The 23,739-nt window shown below is 30.7% G+C and carries 23 protein-coding genes and 1 tRNA gene; 15 read left to right on the top strand and 9 right to left on the bottom strand.

Annotation, left to right across the window (positions count from 1 at the left end):
• Positions 1 to 36 precede the first annotated feature (36 nt).
• Positions 37 to 3,933, bottom strand: coding sequence for a translocation/assembly module TamB domain-containing protein (locus HA149_RS03075; protein WP_209113922.1), 3,897 nt, complete (start codon positions 3,931 to 3,933; stop codon positions 37 to 39).
• 115 nt (positions 3,934 to 4,048) lie between these two features.
• Between HA149_RS03075 and HA149_RS03070 the strand changes: the two genes are divergently transcribed.
• The 9 genes from HA149_RS03070 (at position 4,049) to HA149_RS03030 (ending at position 14,342) form a co-directional block, all read left to right on the top strand.
• Entirely contained in the window at positions 4,049 to 4,492 is a 444-nt protein-coding gene (locus tag HA149_RS03070) for a DUF2518 family protein (RefSeq protein WP_209112910.1), read from the top strand.
• An 11-nt stretch (positions 4,493 to 4,503) separates the two neighbouring features.
• Positions 4,504 to 4,911, top strand: coding sequence for a DUF4332 domain-containing protein (locus tag HA149_RS03065; RefSeq protein ID WP_209112908.1), 408 nt, complete (start codon positions 4,504 to 4,506; stop codon positions 4,909 to 4,911).
• A 52-nt stretch (positions 4,912 to 4,963) separates the two neighbouring features.
• Positions 4,964 to 5,230, top strand: coding sequence for a hypothetical protein (locus HA149_RS03060; RefSeq protein WP_209112906.1), 267 nt, complete (start codon positions 4,964 to 4,966; stop codon positions 5,228 to 5,230).
• A gap of 7 nt (positions 5,231 to 5,237) precedes the next feature.
• Complete coding sequence (locus tag HA149_RS03055) at positions 5,238 to 6,818, top strand: CocE/NonD family hydrolase (protein WP_209112903.1); 1,581 nt, start codon at positions 5,238 to 5,240, stop codon at positions 6,816 to 6,818.
• A 52-nt stretch (positions 6,819 to 6,870) separates the two neighbouring features.
• On the top strand, positions 6,871 to 9,135 hold the full coding sequence (gene glgB / locus HA149_RS03050; protein WP_209112901.1) for a 1,4-alpha-glucan branching protein GlgB: 2,265 nt from the start codon (positions 6,871 to 6,873) through the stop codon (positions 9,133 to 9,135).
• 120 nt (positions 9,136 to 9,255) lie between these two features.
• Positions 9,256 to 10,296, top strand: coding sequence for a uroporphyrinogen decarboxylase (gene hemE / locus HA149_RS03045; protein ID WP_209112899.1), 1,041 nt, complete (start codon positions 9,256 to 9,258; stop codon positions 10,294 to 10,296).
• Positions 10,297 to 10,304: 8 nt separating this feature from the next.
• Positions 10,305 to 11,288 (top strand): NAD-dependent epimerase/dehydratase family protein, encoded by a 984-nt coding sequence (locus HA149_RS03040; RefSeq protein WP_209112897.1) that lies wholly within the window; start codon positions 10,305 to 10,307, stop codon positions 11,286 to 11,288.
• Between the two features lie 59 nt (positions 11,289 to 11,347).
• Positions 11,348 to 11,698: a plastocyanin gene (gene petE, locus HA149_RS03035; protein ID WP_209112894.1), complete on the top strand. Its 351-nt coding sequence runs from the start codon at positions 11,348 to 11,350 to the stop codon at positions 11,696 to 11,698.
• Between the two features lie 61 nt (positions 11,699 to 11,759).
• Positions 11,760 to 14,342: an ATP-dependent Clp protease ATP-binding subunit gene (locus tag HA149_RS03030; RefSeq protein WP_209112892.1), complete on the top strand. Its 2,583-nt coding sequence runs from the start codon at positions 11,760 to 11,762 to the stop codon at positions 14,340 to 14,342.
• A gap of 49 nt (positions 14,343 to 14,391) precedes the next feature.
• Here the strand turns inward: HA149_RS03030 and HA149_RS03025 are convergent, their stop codons facing one another.
• Complete coding sequence (locus HA149_RS03025; RefSeq protein ID WP_209112890.1) at positions 14,392 to 14,862, bottom strand: 6-carboxytetrahydropterin synthase; 471 nt, start codon at positions 14,860 to 14,862, stop codon at positions 14,392 to 14,394.
• Between the two features lie 63 nt (positions 14,863 to 14,925).
• Between HA149_RS03025 and hisIE the strand changes: the two genes are divergently transcribed.
• The 4 genes from hisIE to HA149_RS03005 all read left to right on the top strand — a co-directional run bounded on the left by hisIE (position 14,926) and on the right by HA149_RS03005 (position 17,394).
• A complete protein-coding gene (gene hisIE / locus HA149_RS03020) occupies positions 14,926 to 15,591 on the top strand; it encodes a bifunctional phosphoribosyl-AMP cyclohydrolase/phosphoribosyl-ATP diphosphatase HisIE (RefSeq protein ID WP_209112888.1) in 666 nt (221 codons plus the stop codon).
• Positions 15,592 to 15,745: 154 nt separating this feature from the next.
• Positions 15,746 to 16,669, top strand: coding sequence for a sigma-70 family RNA polymerase sigma factor (locus tag HA149_RS03015; protein WP_209112886.1), 924 nt, complete (start codon positions 15,746 to 15,748; stop codon positions 16,667 to 16,669).
• Between the two features lie 35 nt (positions 16,670 to 16,704).
• On the top strand, positions 16,705 to 17,073 hold the full coding sequence (locus HA149_RS03010) for a YkvA family protein (protein ID WP_209112884.1): 369 nt from the start codon (positions 16,705 to 16,707) through the stop codon (positions 17,071 to 17,073).
• The gene (locus tag HA149_RS03005) at positions 17,074 to 17,394 is read left to right on the top strand and encodes a hypothetical protein (RefSeq protein ID WP_209112882.1); all 321 of its coding nucleotides are present in this window, start codon (positions 17,074 to 17,076) and stop codon (positions 17,392 to 17,394) included.
• A gap of 231 nt (positions 17,395 to 17,625) precedes the next feature.
• On the opposite strand, the gene HA149_RS03000 is transcribed toward HA149_RS03005, so the two are convergent.
• Positions 17,626 to 17,895 carry a YciI family protein gene (locus HA149_RS03000; protein WP_209112880.1) on the bottom strand — a complete coding sequence of 90 codons (270 nt, stop codon included), beginning with the start codon at positions 17,893 to 17,895 and terminating at the stop codon, positions 17,626 to 17,628.
• 98 nt (positions 17,896 to 17,993) lie between these two features.
• On the opposite strand from HA149_RS03000, the gene HA149_RS02995 reads away from it, so the two are divergent.
• Positions 17,994 to 18,350 (top strand): AbrB family transcriptional regulator, encoded by a 357-nt coding sequence (locus tag HA149_RS02995; protein WP_209112878.1) that lies wholly within the window; start codon positions 17,994 to 17,996, stop codon positions 18,348 to 18,350.
• Positions 18,351 to 18,427: 77 nt separating this feature from the next.
• On the opposite strand, the gene trpA is transcribed toward HA149_RS02995, so the two are convergent.
• From trpA to pyrC, 5 genes are all read right to left on the bottom strand, one after another.
• On the bottom strand, positions 18,428 to 19,270 hold the full coding sequence (trpA, locus tag HA149_RS02990; RefSeq protein ID WP_209112876.1) for a tryptophan synthase subunit alpha: 843 nt from the start codon (positions 19,268 to 19,270) through the stop codon (positions 18,428 to 18,430).
• 28 nt (positions 19,271 to 19,298) lie between these two features.
• Complete coding sequence (locus HA149_RS02985) at positions 19,299 to 19,619, bottom strand: DUF3007 family protein (RefSeq protein WP_209112874.1); 321 nt, start codon at positions 19,617 to 19,619, stop codon at positions 19,299 to 19,301.
• Between the two features lie 4 nt (positions 19,620 to 19,623).
• Positions 19,624 to 19,857, bottom strand: a complete 234-nt coding sequence (gene ndhL / locus HA149_RS02980) for an NAD(P)H-quinone oxidoreductase subunit L (protein WP_209112872.1) — start codon at positions 19,855 to 19,857, stop codon at positions 19,624 to 19,626.
• Positions 19,858 to 19,927: 70 nt separating this feature from the next.
• A tRNA-Leu gene (locus tag HA149_RS02975) sits at positions 19,928 to 20,013 on the bottom strand.
• 100 nt (positions 20,014 to 20,113) lie between these two features.
• Positions 20,114 to 21,163, bottom strand: coding sequence for a dihydroorotase (gene pyrC, locus HA149_RS02970; protein ID WP_209112871.1), 1,050 nt, complete (start codon positions 21,161 to 21,163; stop codon positions 20,114 to 20,116).
• Positions 21,164 to 21,281: 118 nt separating this feature from the next.
• Between pyrC and HA149_RS02965 the strand changes: the two genes are divergently transcribed.
• A complete protein-coding gene (locus HA149_RS02965) occupies positions 21,282 to 22,361 on the top strand; it encodes a calcium/sodium antiporter (RefSeq protein ID WP_209112869.1) in 1,080 nt (359 codons plus the stop codon).
• A 2-nt stretch (positions 22,362 to 22,363) separates the two neighbouring features.
• Here HA149_RS02965 and gorA read toward each other — a convergent pair whose 3' ends face one another.
• Positions 22,364 to 23,728, bottom strand: a complete 1,365-nt coding sequence (gorA, locus tag HA149_RS02960; RefSeq protein ID WP_209112867.1) for a glutathione-disulfide reductase — start codon at positions 23,726 to 23,728, stop codon at positions 22,364 to 22,366.
• Positions 23,729 to 23,739: the final 11 nt, after the last annotated feature.

Genomic DNA, 23,739 nt, shown 5'->3' with positions numbered 1-23,739 from the left:
AAATTAACGATTCTTTAAAGTAAATTTCTTTCTGAATTAATATCTAAAAAATAATTGAACTTGACTTTTCCAATCACCATTGGAATCATAAGAACCTAATAATTCTAAGTTTGGATTTGCCTGAAAAGTCAAAATTCCTAAAGGTGAAATATCATCTCTACCTGGAACGGTCTGAAAGGCAAAATTTATGGTATCAGTAATATCAAGACCTATTTCGGCTACCCAAGCTTGAGAAGAAAATTCCTCATTAGAAGAGGATTGACCATCATTTTCTATATCTAAATTTTCATTGGAAAAAATATTATTTAATGAGTCATTTTTTTCTATTAACGCTGGATATAAAGATAACTGAAATCTTTCACTAAATGCATCAGCATTATTAAGTTGAGAAATAAATGCTCTATTTATTAAATTTGCAGAGTTACCTCCAATCAAACCAATTATTTGTGATCTGTTATAACTTGGCGTGCTCCTTAATTGAATTCTTCTATTTTCATCAGCAAAAGATAATTGATCTAAAAATCCTTCATAAGATGCTTCAATTTTGATAAGCCTCGAATTGCCAATTCCAAATGATCCCAAACCACTAGAAGTGGCATTTACATTAAGATCTCCTGAGATGTTTGAATCCTGATTATTTTCACTTATAGGAATTATAGAATCTGGAACTTTACTAACCAGAGAAAAATTAATAAATGGAACAACCCCACTTCTTGATGCAAATAAAATATAATTGTCTTTATTTTTATCAAGTTTAAATGGAGTAGTATATAGATTGGCTCTACCTTTTTTAAGATAAATTAGACCTCTAGCGTTTAGATCTTTGCCTACCTTTCCGTTTATATTAAGGTCTAATTTGGTATCTAAATAAGCTTGAACTAATTCTGAATATTGAAGTTTAAAGTCCGGACCAAGTTTTAATTTAAGATTATTAAAACTCAAATTATCCAAATAATTAGGCAAAGTTTCTCCTAAAAGAACTGAATTCAAAATTGTTTCATTTGAAATTATTTCAATATTTTGATTATTATTCCAATATAGTTCTGGCCAATCTTTTTTATCCTCTTTTTTTATAGTATTATTTTCTTTTTTATTATTTTGATTAGTACTATTAAAGTTTATAAATCCATTATTAAAGGATAAAGAACCTCCTAGAACAGGCCTTTCAAAAGACCCACTTAAATCGACATCTGAATCTATTAAAAAATTAAAATTATCTTTCTTTAAAGTAAAACTATTCGTTATCAAATTAATTTCTGACTTCTCAGAATCATTCTTACTATAAAAAGGCAAAGATCCTTTTATGAAAATTTTTCCAGAATCTTCAGTCTTTGCTTGTAGATTATTGACCTCTAAAGAATCAAAATCAAAAATTATTGTGCTATTAATATCTTTTATTATATTATTTAAAAAATTAATTTCAGAATCTTTAACTACGACAAATCCATTTAATAGAGGTTTATTTAAGGTTCCTTTTAGAATTACTCTAAGATTCACATCACCTTCTTTAAAGGTAAAATACTCATCAGCAAAAATATCTATTAACTCAATAAATTTTCCATTACCAATCAATCTTAGATCTAAGTTATCAGATTTATTTATAGGTATTGAGCCTTCAATATTAATTGGGATTTCAGAATCATTTATTATAAGGGAAAAATCAATATCAAAAATAGAATTATTAAACTCAACTAGTCCTTTATCAAATATTATTATATTGTTTTTAATAAATGAATTATTGGAAAAAATTTCGCTAGAGAAAGATTTTGTATCAAGATCATAAAATAAATTCATATCCAACCCTCCAAGAAAATCTCTTTGTTTATTTAAAAAGATATTTGCTGCACTTAATGGTAATTTTTTAATTCTTAAAGAACCTTTCCCTGTTAATAATCCTCCTTCCAAATCAATAGAAAATTCCTCTTTATTATTTTTATAGTAATCTCTAGATACATCAAGAAAGGCATTTAATTTTGCATTCAATTTGTAATTGGCTGGGCTATCGCCCTGAATAGTAATTTTCCCATTGTATCTACTTCTAAATTTATTTAAATATTTTTGCAAATTAAATTTATCCTCTAGCAAATTACTATTTTCAATAAAGTTATTTATAAAATCGATCCTCTCTTTAAATGATTTATTATCTTTATTTATTTCCAAATCATCCAAAATATTCGATTTACTTACAGGGATCACTTTTTTATTATCAAAATTAAAAATATCAACAGCAGTAAGGATAGTCCAACTAGTACTTATATCCTTGAATTCTGAATTAATTAAATTATTTTTACTTGAATCATATTCGACTTCAATTATTCCTCCATCAATTGGATACAATGAAGAGTTTATATAAAAAGAATTATTTTTGACGCTGAAATCAAATAATGAATTAGCTAGATTAATATTCCCATATTTACCTAAACTCCAAGCAATTCGCCCATCAAGGTATGACTGGTCTGATGAAATCGATCCCTCACCATTAATAACTCCATCAATTCTATCGAATTGATTTTTGTTTATAGATAATTCAAGTTCATCAAGAGGAAAATTATCAGCCCGCCAATTATAACTATCATCCTGTTTGACTATTCCTATAGTTCCTTTATTTGAGTTAAAAACTCTTATAAAATTTGCATTATCTAGTTTAAGATCAGAATCAAACTTGATTGAAAGAAATGAAGGGATTGGAGTATATATATTTTTCATATTTAGCAGAAATTCATTATTTTCATTTTTAATATTTCCCTCCCATATTTCTCTAATACGGATACCTTTAAAGTGAGGATAATCAAGATTAAAGTTTATCGAAATATCAGGATCAGTAATTTTTCCTTTTAACTCTCCTTTAGCAGTAACGAAACCCCTTATATCATTTTTTCGGAAAATATTTAAATTAGATAATTGAGTTCTATTTATTTTAAAACTAGTATCTATATCACCAAAATTAATACCTCTTCTATCAAACCAATAGGGCATATTACCCGATAATTGGATGTCTGGATTGAGGCTATTAATGTATCCAATACTTCCTTTAAAATCAATATTATTGGAACTTCTATCAAATGGCACATTTAGTTTAAAATTCGAAGTCAAAGTTCCATAATTTAATTTTTCTGAATTACCAATTAAATTATTATCTTTACAAAAAAAACTAGTTGAATCTGAATTTATATTTTCTGAGAAAGCCTCCGATTTTATTTTTAAATTAGTAAAAGAAAATCTTCCTTTGCAAAATGTTTCATTTGGTAATTTATTAAATTTAAAGTTAGATTTAAAATTTCCTTTTTTAAAACTAATTTTTCTATTCCCAATAATATATTCAGAATTCTCAAGATCTAAACCTCTAGAAAACAAATCCAGTTTTAGAAAGTCTTGATTTAATTTTGTATTAAATTTAAATTTTAAAAAACCTTTTTCATCAAAATTTGATTTTACATTTGCAATGATTTGTCTATTACTTGACTTGTAGATAAAATTACCTTTTACTTTTGTTTTTAATCCTGCTTTTTTAAATTTAAGGATTGAATATTTATTTAAGTTAAAGTTCAATTCATATTTTAATTTTGATTTTTTTGTACTTCTATCTTTTTCATAAGGATTATCCCTTTTAAAAAAATCTCTATCAATATGAATTGCAGCTTGCTCTGGACTTATTTTAACTATCCATTTTTGTTTTAAAAAAGATCTCAAAGGCATAATGCCCACATATACATTTTTAGCTTTAATTTCAGAATCTATATCTTTTTTATCATTAATTTTTGAATTACCTAAAGAAAAACCTAGAAATCTAATTCCGACATAATCACCCAAATCAACATTTTTATCTAAAAGATTCTCAATACTTTCTTCTAATTCTAATTTCCTAGAACTATAAGTTTCTTTTAAAAAATTATTTAATAAAAAAGTGCCTAATAAACCTAAGGGGAAAAGCATCCCTACTATAAAAATCTTAGTATTTAAATTTAGAGATCTAATTTTTTTCAAGTTAGAGCCCAAAAATAGAGTAGGCTTACAAAATATAAGAAATTAATCAACTCAAAGCCACTAAATGTCTTTTTTTGAACTATTAGAGAACACACCTAAAATTTTTGGATTATTTGGGATATTTCTTTTCATGTGCACCATCGTAGCTTTTATATTTAATTTTGGTTTTAAATTTCGAATAATTGGAGCAACTATTTTTTCATTATTGCTTTCTTTGAGTAGTTGGGCATTTATACAAAGTTACACCGAACAGGTTGTAATAGAAGGTGCAAAATATGTTCCAATTGTTTATGACAATGGGTTCGATTTGATTATTGCTAAAGCAGATAATGACTTTCCAGAAGAATCTATTGAACCAACTTTAAAACAATTTTCAGAAAACTTGAAGAAAGGTAGCAGATCCGGGGCGAATGTAAAAATAAAGATAAGAAAACTTGAAAAAATTTCTGATGGTGTAAGTAAACCAGTGGTTATAGGAGAAGTTCAGAAAAATGTCAAAATGAATTAGTCTTTTAAACAATGGAAAGTAAAACCTTTTTAGATTTTTTGCCAACTAATTTTAGACATGAGAAATCTTTTTTTATTCAGAATAATCTAGATGACTTTAAAAAATTAAGTAATCTTTCGGACCTAGATATAAATAAGATTCAAAGAAAGTCTTCACTATGTACATTGAACAATCTAAAGAAAATTAGAGTTATAGCTATTTTTAAAAAAGAAATTGGAATTTCTCCACCGCAAGCATATCTACTTTTACATTGCGGTATATCATCTATTAAATCATTATCACTATCTACTCCTTACGAATTAGAACGCAAAATTGGTAGATTAGAGAGAACTCTTAGAGTTAAAAATGAGACAGATACAACTTTTATTATTTTAAAAGAATGGATTCAAAAAGCTAGTCAAATAGAAAAATCTATTTGAAATCTTGGTTAAAAATTTTTTTTAATGTAGAATTTAGAAAAAGTTTGTGATGATGAAACCTTTATTATTCTTATTATTTTTGTTTTCCAACTTTTTATACCCAGTTTTTAGTCAATCTAACTTATTGGAAAGTGTAAAAAAGAATCCAAAAGAAGCAAGGAATCTATGTAATAAGTTTAGAGAGTTTAATTCAGAAGGTATTTCAGCTAGTTCAGATAAAGCTATAAAGTATGTATCAAACCAAAAAAAATTAACTCCCGTTAACGCAGAGATCTTTTCTATTTACGTTATTGGGCTGCACTGTCCAGACATTATCTAAAGTCTAAATGTCTGGTACAAGATGGTTTGACAAGTCTCTAGTACTTAGAGATGGAGTAACACTTATATCAAGGATTTGGTTACCTAATACTAATGGCCCATGGCCTGCTTTATTAATGAGACAACCTTATGGCCGGGAAATAGCTTCAACTATTACCTATTCTCATCCTGAATGGTGGGCCTCCAAGGGGTATATGGTAATAATTCAAGATGTTAGAGGAATGGGTTCTTCTGAAGGTGTTTTTAATGGTTTTTCGCAAGAAGCTAGCGATACTTCGGAAACACATGAATGGGTAAGGTCTCTAAAAGAATGTGATGGGAAACTTGGCTTATATGGTTTTTCATATCAAGGATTTACTCAACTAAGTGGTGAATTAAATTCAAAGCCGCCCGATTGTTTATCTCCAGCAATGACTGGGATGAATATTAAGGAGCATTGGTGTTCAGATGGAGGAGCTTATTGGTGGCATAACAATATTGCATGGGGACTTCAAATAGCTGCTCTAAAAATGAAAAGAGAAAATAATTTGTTTGTGTGGGGAAAGATAAGATTAGCCTTAGAAAATAAAAGTTATTTAAGGGAAGGAATTGATATTTTAAAAAAATATGATCCTAATAGCTTTGTTTTGGAATGGCTTAAAAATTTAAATAATGCTACCCCATTTGAAGAATTTAAACCAATTTCAACATGGATTAAACAACCTATGTTAATTATTGGAGGACTTTGGGATCCACATTTAAAAGGTGCCTTTGATCTTTATAAAAAGTCTAAAGAAGCTGGTGGAAGCCCAGAGATTATTATTGGGAATGCAACACATCTAAATTGGTGGGAGGAATCACAAGAATCTTTATTAATATTTTTTGACAAACATTTAAAATCAGATGAGAAATTTAATTCTAAGAATTTAAAAGAGGAGAAAAAGATATGGAATATTTCATTAAATAAATGGGAGGAATTAGATAATAAATTTCACCCCGAATTTATTTTTGGGCTCAAAAGCGATGGCACAGCAAATGTAGAGGTTGAAGATGGAAGTCTGACCATAAATTCAAAAGGATCAGGATGGTTCACAATTGTTAATGACCCATGGAGACCTACTCCATCTGACGGTGGCCACTTAGGTCCAAATCCAGGCAAGTTAGATAGAAGTATTATTGATAAACGCCTAGATGTAGGTGTTTTTCAAACCAATTCTTTTGAAGAAGATAAACATTTAACAGGAGTCCCCAAATTAGAAATCATAGTAAAAAGTGATCAGCCCAATTTCGATATCTGCCTTGCTTTATCTCTACTTGAGGAAGGTAATGAGAATGTTAATCAATTTTCAACTGGATTCTTAAGGGTTAAAAACTCGAAAATAAATGAAGAATGCACTTATCAAATAACAATGCAACCAACAAATATTTGTTTGATTAAAAATAGCAAGCTTCGCTTATCTATTTCTGCAGCAGCTTATCCCGCTATTGGAGTTAATCCTGGATTTGGGGAGGGAAATGTTGGTGCGCCTTCAGCAAATCATAGAATTATCACTCTAAGTTTTAGCCTTACTAAAACATTTATGAAAATGACCCCTTTTTTTAATAAATAATTATTTTTTTGGTTAATAATTTGATATTATTAATCCTTAACATCTACCAGTCATGATCGAGACAATTCAAGCAGACTGGATTAAATCAGAAGCTATCAACCTAGAAAATTGTTGCAATGATAATCCATTAAAAATATTAGGTCCTCACTTTTATAAAGAGCAATGGATAATAAGGCTATGGATGCCTGAAGCCGAAGAAGTTAAAATAAATTTTAAAAATAATACCTACAAGGCCGAAAGCATAAACCATAGATGGCTTTTTGAAGCAATCTTGCCTGAAAATCCAAATTCCAATTACGAAATAAATATTTCACGAGGAGGGATCACACATACACAACGTGACCCTTGGTCATATAGAGAAGAGTGGATGGGAGAAGTTGATCGGCATCTTTTCGCAGAAGGTAATCATCATCATATTTGGGAAAAAATGGGAGCACATCTCATTGAAGAAAAGAATCAAAAAGGAGTCATGTTTTGCATTTGGGCTCCAAATGCAAAATCAATCTCGATCATTGGAGATATAAATTCTTGGGATGGAAGACATCATCCAATGCAAAAAAGATTAGGGGGAATTTGGGAACTATTCATGCCAACAATGCAAGAGGGAGACACATATAAATATGAAATAAGAACACAACAAGGTCATATTTATGAGAAAGCTGATCCATATGGTTTCCTTCATGAAATCAGACCTCAAAATGGTTCAATAGTTTCAAAATTGAAAAACTTTAATTGGAATGATAATTCTTGGATTTCAAATAGAGATTCATCTAGTCAAATTAATAAGCCAATTTCAGTTTATGAAATGCATTTAGGAAGTTGGCTCCATGAATCAACTGATAATAAATATCTTGAAGACAATGGAGAGCCAAGAGACCCAGTGCCCGCAGCAGATTTAAAACCTAGAACAAGATTATTAACTTATCCAGAATTAACCGAAAAACTCATCCCTTACGTAAAAGAGAGAGGATTTACTCATATTGAATTAATGCCAATAACTGAACATCCTTTTGATGGTTCATGGGGATACCAGGTTACAGGCTGGTATGCGCCAACAAGTAGATTTGGCACCCCAAATGAATTTAGGGAATTTGTCAATAAATGTCATGAAGAGGGCATAGGTGTAATTCTTGATTGGGTACCTGGTCATTTCCCAAAAGATAAGCATGGTTTAGCATTTTTTGATGGTTGTCATCTTTATGAACATGGAGATTCACGCATAGGTGAACACAAAGAATGGGGAACCCTAATATTTAATTACAGCAGAAACGAAGTACGAAATTTCTTAGTAGCCAACCTCGTTTATTGGTTTGAAGAGTTTCATATTGATGGCATAAGAGTAGATGCTGTAGCTTCAATGCTTTACAGAGATTATCTACGCCCAGATGGCGAATGGATACCCAACGAAAATGGTGGGAATGAAAATATAGAAGCCGTTCAATTTCTTCAACAGGCTAATCATGTACTCTTCCAACATTTCCCAGGTGCACTTTCTATCGCTGAAGAATCAACAACTTGGCCAATGGTAACCAAACCAACTGACATGGGAGGGTTAGGGTTTAATTTAAAATGGAATATGGGATGGATGCACGATATGCTCGATTATTTTGAGATAGATCCTTGGTTTAGGCAATTCCATCAAAATAGTGTAACTTTCTCAATAACATATAACTATACAGAGAACTTTATGCTTGCTCTTAGTCATGATGAGGTTGTCCATGGGAAAAGTCATCTTTTGCATAAAATGCCTGGAGATGACTGGAAGAAATATGCAAATACTCGAGCTTTACTCACTTATATGTGGACCCACCCTGGTAAAAAAACAATATTTATGGGAATGGAATTTGGACAAAGGCAAGAATGGAATGTTTGGGATGATCTACAATGGGAGTTACTGGAATTTGAACCTCATAAAGGTATCAGAAACTTGATTGATGACCTAAACGCACTTTACAAAAATGAAGCTGCGTTATGGAAAAATGACTTTGATCCTTATGGATTCCAATGGATTGATTGTAATGACAAATCTAATTCGGTTATAAGTTTCATGAGAAGAGAAAACGACACCAATGAGTGGCTTGTTGTTGTTGCTAACTTTACACCTAATACTCATGGATCATACAAAATAGGTGTTCCTGTGGAAGGATTTTATAAAGAAATATTTAATTCAGATGGCTCTAGATACGGGGGGAGTAACAAAGGAAATATGGGGGGTAAAGAAACTATAAATTACAATATTCATGATTATCAAAATGCTCTAGAACTTGCTTTGCCCCCATTAAGCGTAAGTATATTCAAACATCAATCAAAAAAATAATAAGGCTCATTTAACTTAGTGCTTCATATAAATGTTCATATACCACTTTTGCTCTGCTTTGCATTGTAAGATTTTTAAGTTGGAATTTTAATTTTTTCTTAAAACATATCGAATTGAAAAATGGGTCAAGATCTACCACTACTACTTTCTGCCGCATTAGGTAAAAAAGTAAATAGGCCTCCAGTATGGATGATGAGGCAAGCAGGAAGATATATGAAAATCTATAGAGATTTAAGGGAGCGTTACCCAAGTTTTAGAGAAAGATCTGAAAATCCAGAGCTCTCATATGAGATTTCAATGCAGCCTTTTCATGCTTTCAAACCGGATGGTGTGATCCTTTTTTCAGATATTCTCACACCTCTCCCAGGGATGGGTATAAATTTTGAAATAATAGAAAGTAAAGGTCCAATAATTGAGGACCCAATAAGAACTCTTAACCAGATAGGAAATTTAAAAGAATTAAATCCAAGTGAGAGTTTAAGTTTTGTTGGGCAAGTTCTTTCTTCACTAAAAAAAGATGTGAATAATGAGGCAACAGTTTTAGGTTTTGTTGGCGCACCTTGGACTCTTGCTGCATATGTAGTTGAAGGTAAAAGCAGTAAAAATTATTCTTTAATAAAATCAATGGCTTTTAGAGAGCCAGATTTACTTCATAAACTCCTTGATCATTTTGCAAAATCTATTGGTGAATATCTTAAATATCAAATAAAATCTGGAGCGCAAGTAGTACAAATTTTTGATTCATGGGCAGGTCAACTAAGCCCACAAGATTTCGATACCTTTGCTGGACCGTATCAAAAAAAAGTTGTTGACATTGTAAAAGCGGAATACCCTGAAACACCAGTAATTCTTTATATTTCAGGAAGTGCTGGTGTCATCGAAAGAATGGCAAAAACTGGAGTAGATATAATCTCATTAGACTGGACAGTAGACATTGAAGAAGCTTGTAAAAGAATCCCTAGTGGGATAGGAATTCAAGGTAATGTTGACCCTGGCATTTTATTTGGAAACAAAGAATCAATAAAAGAAAGGATAGATAATACTTTCAATAAAATTAAAGACAGGAAATATATTCTTAATTTGGGTCATGGGATTTTACCTGGGACTCCAGAAGAAAATGCTCAAACATTTTTTGAACATGGAAAAAAACTTACTTACTAGTCAAAGTCTTGGCATATAAAAACTTATTAATCACAGGTGCGAATGGATGTGTTGGCCAATATTTAGTTGATTGGTTTTTAAAAAACACAAAATTCAGGCTTTATCTCATGGTAAGAGACAAAAGTAAGTTACCAATTTCTGTTCAAGAAAATAAAAAAGTCAAGTTAATGGTGTGTGATATCAGGGAATCAAATAGGTATAAAAAGGAAATTAGTCAAATTAATTACCTAATACATACTGCTACAGCTTGGGGAGATCCAAGAAGAGCCTATGAAGTAAACATTAAAGCTTTTGAAGATTTACTTGAGATGCTTGATATTGACAAGTTAGAAAAGATTATTTATTTTTCAACAGCTAGCATTCTAGATACCCAAACAGAATTAATGAGGGAATCATTGATTTATGGAACAGAGTACATTCAAACAAAATATGAATGTTTCCAGAGACTTAGAGAAAGCTCATTTGCAGAAAAAACTTTCGCTGTTTTCCCTACCTTGGTTTTTGGAGGAAATCTTGAAAAAAAAAGTAAATATCCTGTGAGTTATTTAACTAGTGGATTGAGAGAAATTGGAAAATGGCTTTGGTTAGCAAGATTTTTTAAACTCGATTCTAAATTTCACTTTATACATGCAAATGATATCGCTCAAATTTGTGGATTTCTAATTAAAAATTATAAACAAGAGCAATACAAAGGCTTTAGAAAATTTGTCCTAGGTCAGAAATTTATTTCAATTGATCATGCCATCATTACACTTTTAAAAAGAAATAATATGAGGAGATATTTTGCGATACCCCTTACAAAAAAAATTCTAAAAATATTATTAAGAATTCTCCCCATCCAAACCACCCCTTGGGACTATTTCAGTATCAAGAAATATGACTTTAATCATGCACCCATCACTAATCCTGAGACTTTCAAACTTAAAAGTTATGCGAAGTCACTGAATGAAATTTTAAGGTTTTCAAAGTTACCAAGCTGTAATAACAATTAAAATTCTCACGGATAGTCTCCCAAAACCTTGTAATATATATAAATAAGTAAATTTCAATTATGTTACGTTCAATCTTTGCAGGGTTATTCGCAATAGTTTTAACTCTAAGTCTAGGAATTTCAACAGTTTCAGCGAAGACTGTTGAAGTAAAACTTGGAACGGATGCTGGAATGCTTGCATTTGAACCAAGTACAGTAACCATAAGTACTGGTGATACAGTTAAATTTGTTAACAATAAATTAGCTCCTCACAATGCTGTTTTTGATGGCCATGAGGAATTAAGTCATGCAGACCTTGCTTTTGCACCAGGAGAGTCTTGGGAAGAAACATTTGATGCTGCAGGAACTTATGATTACTATTGCGAGCCTCACAGAGGCGCTGGAATGGTAGGTAAAGTTGTTGTTGAATAATTCTTCATATTTAAGGCTCTTTTTCTTAAACCTTATTTCAGTCATACCTAGATCTTGATTGATGAAAATAGTTCCAAGCGAATTTTCAAAATCAGCTTGGAGCTATTTTATTTTGGCCAAAGAAATTGCTCATAAAAATTATCAACAAAACGTAGACTCTGACAACTTATTTTTAGCACTTATAAAACAAGACAACCTTACAAAAAAAATCTTAAAAAAAAATAATGTAAATATTAAAGAGATTGAGAAAGAAATAATGTCTTCTTTAAATTTGAAGGCAAAAATGAAAAATAAACAAGATAATTTATATATTGGAGATACTCTTCACAAAATATTTTTGAAAGCTAATGATATTAAAAATACTTTAAATGATGTAGTGATATCAACAGAACACATAGTTTACGGTTTCACTTATGATGATAAATATGGATTTCAAATTTTAAATCAAAAAGGTATTCCAGAATTTCTTGAAACTATAAAAAAAATGAAGTCAGATCCAGCATTAAAAAACGCATTTGATACTTCTAATGAGTCTTTGGGAAAATATGGTATAGATCTAACTCAATCTGCACGAGATAGAATTTTAGACCCAGTTATTGGTAGGGATGAAGAAATAAGAAGAACAATTCAAATATTGAGTAGAAGAACAAAAAATAATCCAGTTCTTATTGGAGAACCTGGGGTTGGTAAAACGGCCATTGTTGAAGGGTTGGCTCAAAGAATTATTAATGGCGATGTACCTTCTGCGCTACAAGATAGGCAACTAATTTCATTAGATATGGGTTCACTTATAGCTGGGGCAAAATATCGTGGAGAATTTGAAGAAAGAATAAAAAATGTCTTAAAGAAAGTCAAGGAATCAGACGGTAAGATAATTCTTTTTATTGATGAAATTCATACAGTTGTAGGGGCTGGTGCTAGCGGAGGTTCTTTAGATGCAAGCAACCTATTAAAACCAATGCTTGCAAGAGGAGAACTTAGATGTATTGGTGCTACAACTATTAATGAACATAAACAAAATATAGAAAAAGATCCTGCTCTAGAAAGAAGATTTCAGAAAATAAAAATTGATGCTCCTTCAATAGATGATACTGTATCAATATTAAGAGGATTGAGAGAAAGATACGAAGTTCATCATAGCGTGAGAATTTCTGATAATGCTTTAGTTGCAGCTGCAACCCTTAGCGAGAGATATATTAACGATAGATTTCTTCCTGACAAAGCAATAGATCTCATCGATGAAGCAGCCTCAAGATTAAATATGATCATAACTTCCAAACCAGAAGAAATTGATGAAATTGATCGAAAAGTTCTGCAGTTTGAGATGGAAAAATTATCTTTAAAAAGAGAAACAGATGATTTTTCTCTAGAAAGATTAAAAAAAATCAATAATGAACTTATATCCCTTAAAGATAAACAGGCAGAATTAGGCGCTAAATGGAAAAAAGAAAAAGATGAAATTGATGAGGTTAGTACTATAAAAGAAGAAATTGAATCTGTTCAATTACAAATAGATCAAGCCAAAAGGAGTTTTGACCTCAACAAAGCAGCAGAATTAGAATTTGGAACTTTAAATTCTTTACAAAAAAAATTGAAAGAAAAAAGTGAGTGTCTAGTTAATTCTTACAAAAACGGAGAGACGAGTCTTTTAAGGCAAGAGGTTACTTTTGATGATATTGCAGAAGTTGTCTCAAAGTGGACCTCTATTCCAGTACAGAACTTAAACCAGTCAGAAAAAGATAAACTTTTGAGCCTAGAGTCAAACCTTAAAGAAAAAATTATTGGTCAAGATAGTGCAATTAGCGCTGTTGCAGATTCCATTAAGAGATCAAGGACTGGTCTAAATGATCCAAGTAAGCCATTAGCCAGTTTTCTCTTCTTAGGTCCAACTGGTGTTGGGAAAACAGAGCTGAGCAAAGTAACTGCCAAAATTATATTCGATTCAAATTCTTCAATTACAAGACTGGATATGTCTGAATATATGGAAAAGCATTCAGTAAGCAAAATCATAGGTGCGCCTCCTGGATATTTAGGTTTCGAATCAGGCGGTCAATTAACTGAAGCTGTGCGCAAAAATCCTTATTCATTGATTCTTCTAGATGAAATAGAGAAAGCTCACAAAGATATCTTAGATATTCTCTTACAGGTTCTTGATGATGGAATTATTACTGATGGTCAAGGTCGTACAATCAATTTCAAAAATGCCATCATTGTTCTCACAAGTAATTTGGGAAGTCAATCAATAAGTGATTTATCAGTTAGAAAAGAAGATACAAATGAAATTCAAAAAATTGTAGATAGTGAACTAAAAAAATTTTTCAAACCTGAGTTTTTAAATCGACTTGATGAAATAGTTATTTTTAATAATTTAGAACTAAACGATATAAAAGAAATTGCAAAAATCCAGCTTCAAAATTTAGAAAACAGACTTAACAAAAAAAACTTAAATTTAAGAATTACAAATGAGGCAATTAACCAACTGGTCCAAAATAGTTTCGATAATGCTTATGGTGCAAGGCCTTTAAAAAGAATTATTCAAAAACAAATTGAGACAAAAATTTCAAACAACATATTAAATAATAATTACCTTAATAAAGACGATGTTAATATTTATCTGGTTAATGGAGAGATAATTGTTGACTGAAGATCCCAATTAAAGAATTTTATATGACTCGAAATTTAACAACTTTCATCTAAGTTTCGAACCATTCAGGAATTTTCTCATAACTTGCTTTATTAGATTTATTTTCTTTTGATTCTGTTTTCCAACAACATGTTCTGCCCTTATCCTTATCCTGTAAGTATTCATTAGCCCATGTCCAAATTAATTCAGAAGTGAATTCCATTCCTACATTTTTCATAATTCTTAGATCCAAAGCATCTAAGTCATTTAATTTTTTCCAGTAATTCAATAAAGGATCATCTTTATTTATCAAAAAAGTATGATCAAATTGCTGCTTTAGTTTTTTTTCAAGGGGCTTAAGACTTGAAAAATCCACAACAAAACCATTTAAGTCTAATTTTTTTGCAGTAAACCAAAAGGTGAATGATCTTGAATATCCATGCACAAATCTGCAGTGGCCTTTATGGCGCCATTGTCTATGTGAACAGGGAAAATCCACGTAACTCTTACTGCATGAAAATTTTAGAGAATGAAGATACATCAATTAACTGTTAGGATGATTTTTGATAAGACATAATGAATAGGATTTAACATAGCAAACATAATGACTTATTCAACTAATTTTTCGATAGAAGATCTACGCTTTGATAATTATGGTTTAATCCCTGCAATAGCACAAGATTGGCTAGACGGGTCGATTCTTATGCTTGCTTGGATGAATAAAGAATCATTGTCAATGACTCTTGAAACAAAAAACGTACATTACTGGAGTAGATCTAGATCCGAAATCTGGAGAAAAGGAGCTACGAGTGGAAGTACCCAAATACTTAAGGAGATAAGATTCGACTGCGATAATGATGCCCTAATCCTTTTGATTAAACAAAATGGTTCAGGTGCATGTCACACTGGGGAGAAAAGTTGTTTTTTTAACGCAATCCAAATCAATCAAAATGATAAAAAAGAGAAAAAAACAACTCCCTTCTCAAATATTTGTTCTGAATTATTTAATACAATTAACGAAAGATCAATAAATCCTTCAGAGAAAAGTTACACAAATCATTTATTAACAAAAGGCAGTAACACTATTTTGAAAAAAATAGGAGAGGAATCTGCAGAATTTATAATGGCTTGTAAAGATAATGATAAAAATTCAATCTCAAATGAAGCTGCTGATTTAATTTATCATCTGCAGGTAGCCCTTATGCACAAAGGAGTTGAGTGGAGAGATGTACTTGCTGTTCTAGAATCAAGAAGAAAAAAAAATAATTAAAATTTAGAGTTTTTAATTTTTTTAATCTAAAAATATGAGAAAAAAATGTTAATTAATTAATTAATAATTATTAATTAATTATTAATTAATTATTACATGTATGGCTTATTAATAAATTAACTATAAGTTGAATATATCAACAAAGAGGTAAATCGTGAGTTCATTAAGCGATTTTCTTGGTGAAATAGGACGTCATCAACTTTTGACTCCCGAGAGAGAACTCACTATGGGCAGAAAAGTCCAAGAAATGGTTGTTCTTATAAATAGATGTCAAGAAGCAGGTGGGAAAGGTTCCGCTTGTGAATATTCCGATGATGAAAGGAAAAAGATCAGAATTGGTGAAAAGGCCAAAAATGAAATGATAACCGCCAACCTAAGACTAGTTGTTAACCTTGCAAAGAGATACCAAGGTAAAGGACTAGAATTGCTGGACTTAATTCAGGAGGGGACATTAGGCCTTACAAGGGCTGTAGAAAAATATGATCCCTCTAGGGGGCACAGATTCTCTACCTACGCTTATTGGTGGATCAGGCAGGGATTAAATAGAGCATTATCAACTCAAAGTAGAACCATAAGAATACCTGTAAATATTAATGAAAAACTTACAAAATTAAGATCAGCAAAATCAAAGCTTATGCAACTTAAGGGCATTCCACCCACCTCTGTTGAGCTAGCTGAAGAAATGAAAATAACTAAGGAGGAAATTGATGAACTCCTTTCTTGTGAATTAAGAAGCATTACTGTAAGTCTCCAGGGTACTGTTAAATCAAAGTCGGATCCCTCTGAGCTAGTTGATATTCTTCCAAGTGATCAGACTCCCCCAATGGAATTAGCCGAATTAGCCGAAAGGACAGCCTCAGCCTGGAAGTTATTAGATAAAGCAAACTTAACAGAAAAAGAAAGAAAGATAGTAAGCCTGAGATTTGGTTTAGACGGTTCTAATGAATGGAGAACTTTAGCTGAAGTGGCAAGACATATGAGTTGTAGTAGGGAATATTGCCGACAAGTCGTTCAACGTGCCTTAAGAAAACTTAGAAAAGCAGGAATACAGAATGGACTAGTTGATAGCATTAGCTAAAAATACCTTAAGAAATCTAAATTATATAAATAAGGATGATAGAGAATTACAAAAACAAAGAAAAAATTTATGATGCTGAAGTTTTAGAAAGCTCTACATTTGATGAGAATATCATAATCAAGATTCTTATTAAAGCAGGAAGAACAATTGCCAAGCCCGCCTTAGAGGTTTTGGAAATGGCTATAGATCCTTTTACTCCAGCACAAGTAAGAGTTTCCTTGATGGCTGCTCTTGCTTATTTAATAATGCCATTTGACCTTTTCCCTGACTTTATGCCATTAGTTGGCTTTAGTGATGATTTTGTCGCCCTCACGGCAGTACTTAGTATATGGAGCAAATATATGACTCCTTCAATAAGAGCAAGAGCAGAGAAAAAGCTTAATAAGTTATTCCCTTTTTATTAAATGAGTAAATTATCTCAACAAGAAGAAAAAAAACTCATCTCCTTCATTAAAGATTGGTTGAAATCTCATGGATTAAACCAAAAAGATTTAGCAAATGAATTAGATATTAAATCTAGCAGAACCTCTGAGATTATTCTCAAAATCAAAGAATTACATAAAAAAGGTGGTATGTTCAACATTGCAAAAAATCTTATAAAGATTGAACAAAATTGGTTAAACAATATCAAAAATGATTATCCAGAGACAAAGCAAGCACCACCATATAATCAATTAGATATAGACTCTTTAGTAAATCAGATAAATCAGGACACTAATAAATAAAAATTTACTAAAACATTCTCTTTTTATAAAAAATAATCTTCTAAGTTAACAAAGAGATTCCAAAGAAATATATCACTCCTATAAACTAACCTTTTAACTAATAAATATCGTTTTAATATCTATACATAATCAAAAATTAACTTACAAATAAAAAATATTTTTATAAACTTTCTTTTAAATAAATTTACTTTTATAAATAATATAAAATACTAAAAATATTATTAATTATATTTAAAAAGCCTGAATCCAGGGGTAAATATCATAATTAGTCCATATACCTTTTTCCCAATATATATCTTCCTCAATCAAATCAATTAATTCATTTTTATCATTAGCTTGAAAAATTCCAAACAAATATTTAGTACATTTTGTTGGTCCTAAAGTAACTAAAATATCGCGATCTTTTAATTTTTTAAGTCTACTAAGATGTTGTTCACGAAATGGAGTCCTTTTTATGATTGCATCTTCACAATACTTTCCAAAAACTACAAACTTTTCCATTCTTAAAGATAAATAATAGAGTAAATACATTCTCAATAATTGCATATATTACACACAAATTGCTATCTTAATTAAGAAGAACTTTCTTTTAATTAATTATGCTCACTGGTAGTGATCTTCTTTCAAAAGTTAAAGAGCTTGGTGATGTTAGCAAGTCTGACCTTGTTCGAGCTTGTGGATATGTTTCTACTAAGAAAAATGGGGGTGAACGCCTAAATTTTACCGCATTTTATGAAGCACTTCTAGAAGCAAAAGGAGTTAATCTTGGTGACTCTGGAGCTGTAGGTATTGGCAAAGGCGGAAGAAAACTAAGTTATATCGCAACAGTTCAAGGAAACGGAAATCTTTTGATTGGGAAAGCATATACAGCACTTTTAGATTTAAAAGCTGGCGATGAATTTGAAATTAAACTTGGGAAAAAACAAATAAGATTATTACCTACAGAGGAATCTTAGTGAGAATAAAAATAAGTCTTATACTCAATTTTTTAAATTCCTAATTAGTTTTTTTTATCAATATATTCTCTTTATATTTATTTTTTTTGATCAGCAGCTAAACGCATATCTTTACAAAATTCACCCACATGATCAACAACATCTTTTTTACTTGAACTAGAAATTCGTTTTACAAATGCACTACCAATAATTACTCCATCTGCTCCCCACTCACGAACTCTATTAACATGTTCAGGGGTGGATATCCCAAAACCAACAGCAATTGGATTAGAGTTTATTCTTTTTAATTTAGCAATAAGATTTTCTAATCTACTTTCCATTTTGTTTCTCTCACCAGTGACACCTGTAACACTTACTAAATAAGTAAAGCCCTTTGTATTATTGGATATTTTCTTCATTCTTTCAAAGGGAGTAGTTGGAGCCACCAATAAAATCAAATCCATAGAATGGTCACTAACTTTTTTAGAAAATTCATTAGCCTCCTCTAAAGGTAGATCAGGAATTATTAGTCCAGAAACTCCAGCATTAGATGCCATCTCACAAAACTGTTCAAAGCCAAAACATAGTAAAGGATTTAGGTATGAAAAAAGTATGATAGGTATTTTTAATTTACCTTTTAAAGACTCTAAAAGTGTAATTACTCTCCTTAAGTTAGTACCTGCTTTCAAGGCGCGAGAGGCAGCCACCTGAATAACAGGTCCGTCTGCAAGTGGATCACTATATGGGATGCCTAATTCAATAAGGTCAGCTCCATTTTCTTGTAACTTTAATAAGATCTCAGATGTTATTTCAATATTAGGATCCCCAGCCATTATGAAAGGCATCAAAGCTAATTTTTTATTTTTTTTTAACTCACAAAACTTCTCATCTACCTTAGATAAAGATTCATTTTTAATAATTTGCATTTTGTTATCTTTCATGATTTTTGGATTTTTTTCTATGAAAAATTTATGGATTTTTTTCTAAATCTTCCATTAGTTTTTGCTGCTCTTCCTTTGACAATGCATTGAATTTGGTTTCTAGTTTATCATTTACAACTTTTTCATACTCTTTTCTATAACGCTTCCTTTGTTCCATAAAAGTCATTTTTCCATTTACAACTCTATAAACATAAGATGCTACCCAAGTAATAACAATCAGAATCAAGATACAACTTGAGAGAGTAGTTGATGTAAAATTATCGATATCAATTTGCGTTGCAAATTTATAACTAATTAATCCTATTAATGAAATAAATAAACCTATTTGTATAACTTTACCTTTAGTCAATTATTTACCCTTTACCACTTCCTTTTAGTCTGAGATTTAAAAATGGAGAAAATAAAATTAAACCTGGGAAGAAAAGAAATACAAGGCCATAAATTCCTAATCTTTCAAATTTGCCCATAAAATTCCATCTATTATTCATCCAGTAAAATAGTAATAATGGAATAACCAATAAATAGATAGAAAAAATTCCAATATAAGCAATTAAAGTGGCGAATGAATTATTGAAAAAACTTTCCATTGTGATTTATGGTTGCTTAGTTAAAACATAACAACTATTGGAAGTTATCGTCAGAACTAAAAATAAATAATGGGAGTGGGGGGACTTGAACCCCCACGAGCTAAATCGCTCGACGGATTTTAAGTCCGGCGCGTCTACCAATTCCGCCACACTCCCGAAGTAATTTGCGCTATTCAATCGTAGCCGAAAGAAACACATTTAACCAAGAAAAATTGGAATATTTACACTTTTAATTGTCAGATTAAATTGAATTTTTTTAATTTAATATCCCTTCTACTTGCCATTGTAAAGTTTCACCTGCATGAAATGGTTTTATTTGTCCGACAATATTTTTTTCCTCAACAACATCAATAATTTCCTTAATTTTATTAGGTTTAGAAACTAATTTTAATTTTTCTTTATTTGGGGGGAGATTATAAAAATTAGGGCCATTCAAACTTGCAAACTTTTCAAAATTATCCAGAGCATCTTCCTCTTCGAATACTGTTAAATAGCTTTCTATTGCTACTGGCGAATTGAAAATACCTGCACATCCGCAAAAAGCCTTCCACTTTCTAAGATGTGGAGCAGAGTCAGTTCCCAAGAAAAAACATTCTTTTCCACTTGTTGCAGCTCTCCTTAAAGCGAGTCTATTATTTTCCCTCTTAGCAACTGGTAAGCAGTAAAAATCACTATTTAAGCCTCCAAAAAACATTGCATTTCTATTTATATGCAAATGATGCGGAGTGATAGTAGCTCCAATATTATTTTCTTGAACAAAATCCACTGCATAAGAGGTGGTTATATGTTCTAGAACGATTTTTAATTTTGGGAATCTTTTAGTTATTTGAGAGAGTTCTTTATCTATAAAAACTTCTTCTCTATCAAATACATCTACTTCAGAATCAGTAACTTCCCCATGAATTAAAAGAGGCATTCCAGAATCTTGCATTGATTCAAAGATCTTATATAGATTTTCTATTTTCCTAACTCCATGGCTGGAATTTGTTGTAGCATTAGCAGGATATAATTTTGCTGCGAAAAAGACATTATTTTTAAAACCATTTATTAGTTCGCCTTTATCAGTCTCATCTGTAAGATACATTGTCATTAATGGTTCAAATTTAGAACTTTCTGGTAAAGCTTCAACAATAGATTTTTTGTAAGAAATAGCGCTTTCACATGATGTAATGGGGGTTTTAGTATTTGGCATAACGATCGCTCTTCCAAAAATTTCTGAAGTAAAATGAATAATATTTTTTAATACAAGACCTTCTCTTAAATGTAAATGCCAATCATCAGGTTTTATTATGGTTAAAGTCTTCAAAATTTTTTCTATTTAATCAATTTTAACAGCAAATTAAAATTGACAATAAATTATAGATATTCGAGGATAGTAATAAACCAATTATGAAAATTTTTATTATCCAAATAAAAGCCTAAATATGAGTGATTTTTTATTTCCAATAATAGAAATTATTTTAGGAGTAGTTCTACTTTTTGCTGGAGGAGAGTTTTTTATTCAAGGGGCCATATTTTTATCTTTAATTTTAGGAATACCTCAAATAGTAATTGGATTAACAGTAGTTTCTCTTGGAACAAGCTCTCCTGAGTTGTTGGTAAGTTTAAGTTCAATTTTAAAAGGCAGTGATTCGCTTGCGGCAAGCAATGTAATTGGGAGCAATATTTTCAATATTCTCGTTGTTTTAGGTATAAGCTCATTGATAACACCTCTTAAGGTAAAAAGCAGAATAGTTAGAAGAGATGTGCCTCTATTGATGGCTATCTCTTGTGCTGTTTGGGCTATGTCATCAACAGGCTTATTAACATTGCAAGCAGGGGTCTTTCTAATATTTTGTTTAATTTTAAATACAATCTGGGAAATTAATACCATCAATGAGCAAGTAGAGGAGACAAAAGATGCTGAACCAGAGATAGAAGAATTTAAAGGTAACTATAAAGGGAAGTTTAATATTTTACTAAAGATAATATTGGGAATAATTCTTTTAAGCCTTGGATCAAACATTTTAGTAAATGGTTCGCAAACTCTCGCTACTCTTTTGGGTGTAAATGAAATTGTTATTGGTTTAACTATCGTCGCCACCGGAACATCTTTACCAGAATTAGTTACTTCAATAATTGCAGCATTTAAAGGCAAAACAGATCTTGCGATTGGGAATGTAATAGGAAGTAATTTGCTCAATCAACTACTAATCCTTGGAAGTTGTAGTATTTTTTCAGGATTTAAAGGTTTAGTAATTGAACAAAGTCTAATAAAAGTTGACTTACCTTTTATGGTTTTAACTACCTTTGCATGCTTGCCGATTTTCTGGAGCAAAGGGAAAATCACCAGAATTGAAGGATTTATTTTGATTAATTTTTATATTTTTTACATTCTCGATAAGATACTTTTCTTGAATGGATTTAATTATCTTTCTGAATTAAGGATAGGTTTATTTATTTACTTTTCACTAATTATAGTAATTATATTTGCTCAAGAAAAATTAAAATTTTCTAATTCATAATTTTAGCCATACATAGTCACAAACTCTTCTGAGATAGTCGGATGCAAAGCCATAGTAATATCAAAGTCTTTTTTTGTTATCCCTGCATTTAATGAAATTGATACCATTTGAATAATCTCAGATGATGTTTCTCCAAACATATGACATCCTAGAACTTTGTCAGTTAACTTATGAACTACAATTTTCAACATACATTTTGATTTATTCTCTTTAAAAGTATTAGACATAGGGGTAAATTTGCATTTGAAGATTTTTATATTTTTTTCAGAGTAAATCTCCATAGCTTTTTTCTCACTTAAGCCAACTGATGAAATTTCTGGAATAGTAAAAACGGCCTTAGGGATGTTCTCATAATTTACTTTTCTTTTTTGGTCATTAAAAAAATTATCTGAAAAAACTCTCCCTTGTTCTATTGCTACTGGAGTTAAGTTTGGTTTATTTATAATATCGCCAACAGCAAAAATATTTGAGTTGCTTGTCTGATTAAGTTCATCAACATCTAAATATTGGCCATCCATCTTTAAATTTAAAAAATCTAAATTTAAAGGTAAAAGATTTGGTTCTCTACCTGTAGCAAGAAGGATATTATTAGTTAGTAGTTTCTCACCTGAGTCTAAGGAAGATTCCAGATTTCCATTTACTCTCTTGATAGACTTTAATTGAGAATTGGAGATTATGTTTATGTCAGCAAAAGTAGGTGATTCCTCTAGGCATAAAGAAAGATCCTCATCAAAACCATTAAGTAAATGTTGACCTCTAATTAATTGTGTTACTTCAATACCTAAATTCTTAAAAATAGAAGCAAATTCACAAGCAATATATCCTCCTCCAACTATTAATAATGATTTAGGAAACTTCTCTAATTCAAAAATATCATCACTAGTCCATGCTAAATCTATCCCAGGAATATTCAATTTCTTTGGTTTACCTCCAACTGAAATAAGAATTTTCTTTGAACTTATTCTATTTTTAATTTTCTCAGTTTTTGGACAAATAATTTCTAATTCATTTTGAGTCTTAAATCTTCCTAATCCCTCAAAAACAGTTACATTAATTTTTTCTAAAGAATTTCTATGTAAATTACTTAATCTAGAAACCTCCTCTCTAACATTCTTCAATAAAATATTTGATTCAAAATTAATACCTTCATTTTTTAATCCATATCCTTCAGAAGAATCCATATTTTTTTTACTTTTAGCCGCATAAACCATCAATTTTTTAGGTACACATCCCCTTATCACACAAGTTCCTCCTATTTGGTTTACTTCTATGATTGCCACTTTTGCTCCATAACTAGCCGCACGTTTAGCTGCCGCGAGTCCTCCAGATCCAGCGCCAACAACAATTAAATCAAATTCAAATTCCAAGACTTTTTTAA

Origin of the sequence: Prochlorococcus marinus XMU1406, from assembly GCF_017696055.1 — a bacterium.
In the GTDB taxonomy this organism is placed as follows: Bacteria; Cyanobacteriota; Cyanobacteriia; order PCC-6307; family Cyanobiaceae; genus Prochlorococcus_A; species Prochlorococcus_A marinus_W.
The sequence above is the reverse complement of the archived record's forward strand: the minus strand, read 5'-3'. Positions and strand labels throughout refer to the sequence as shown.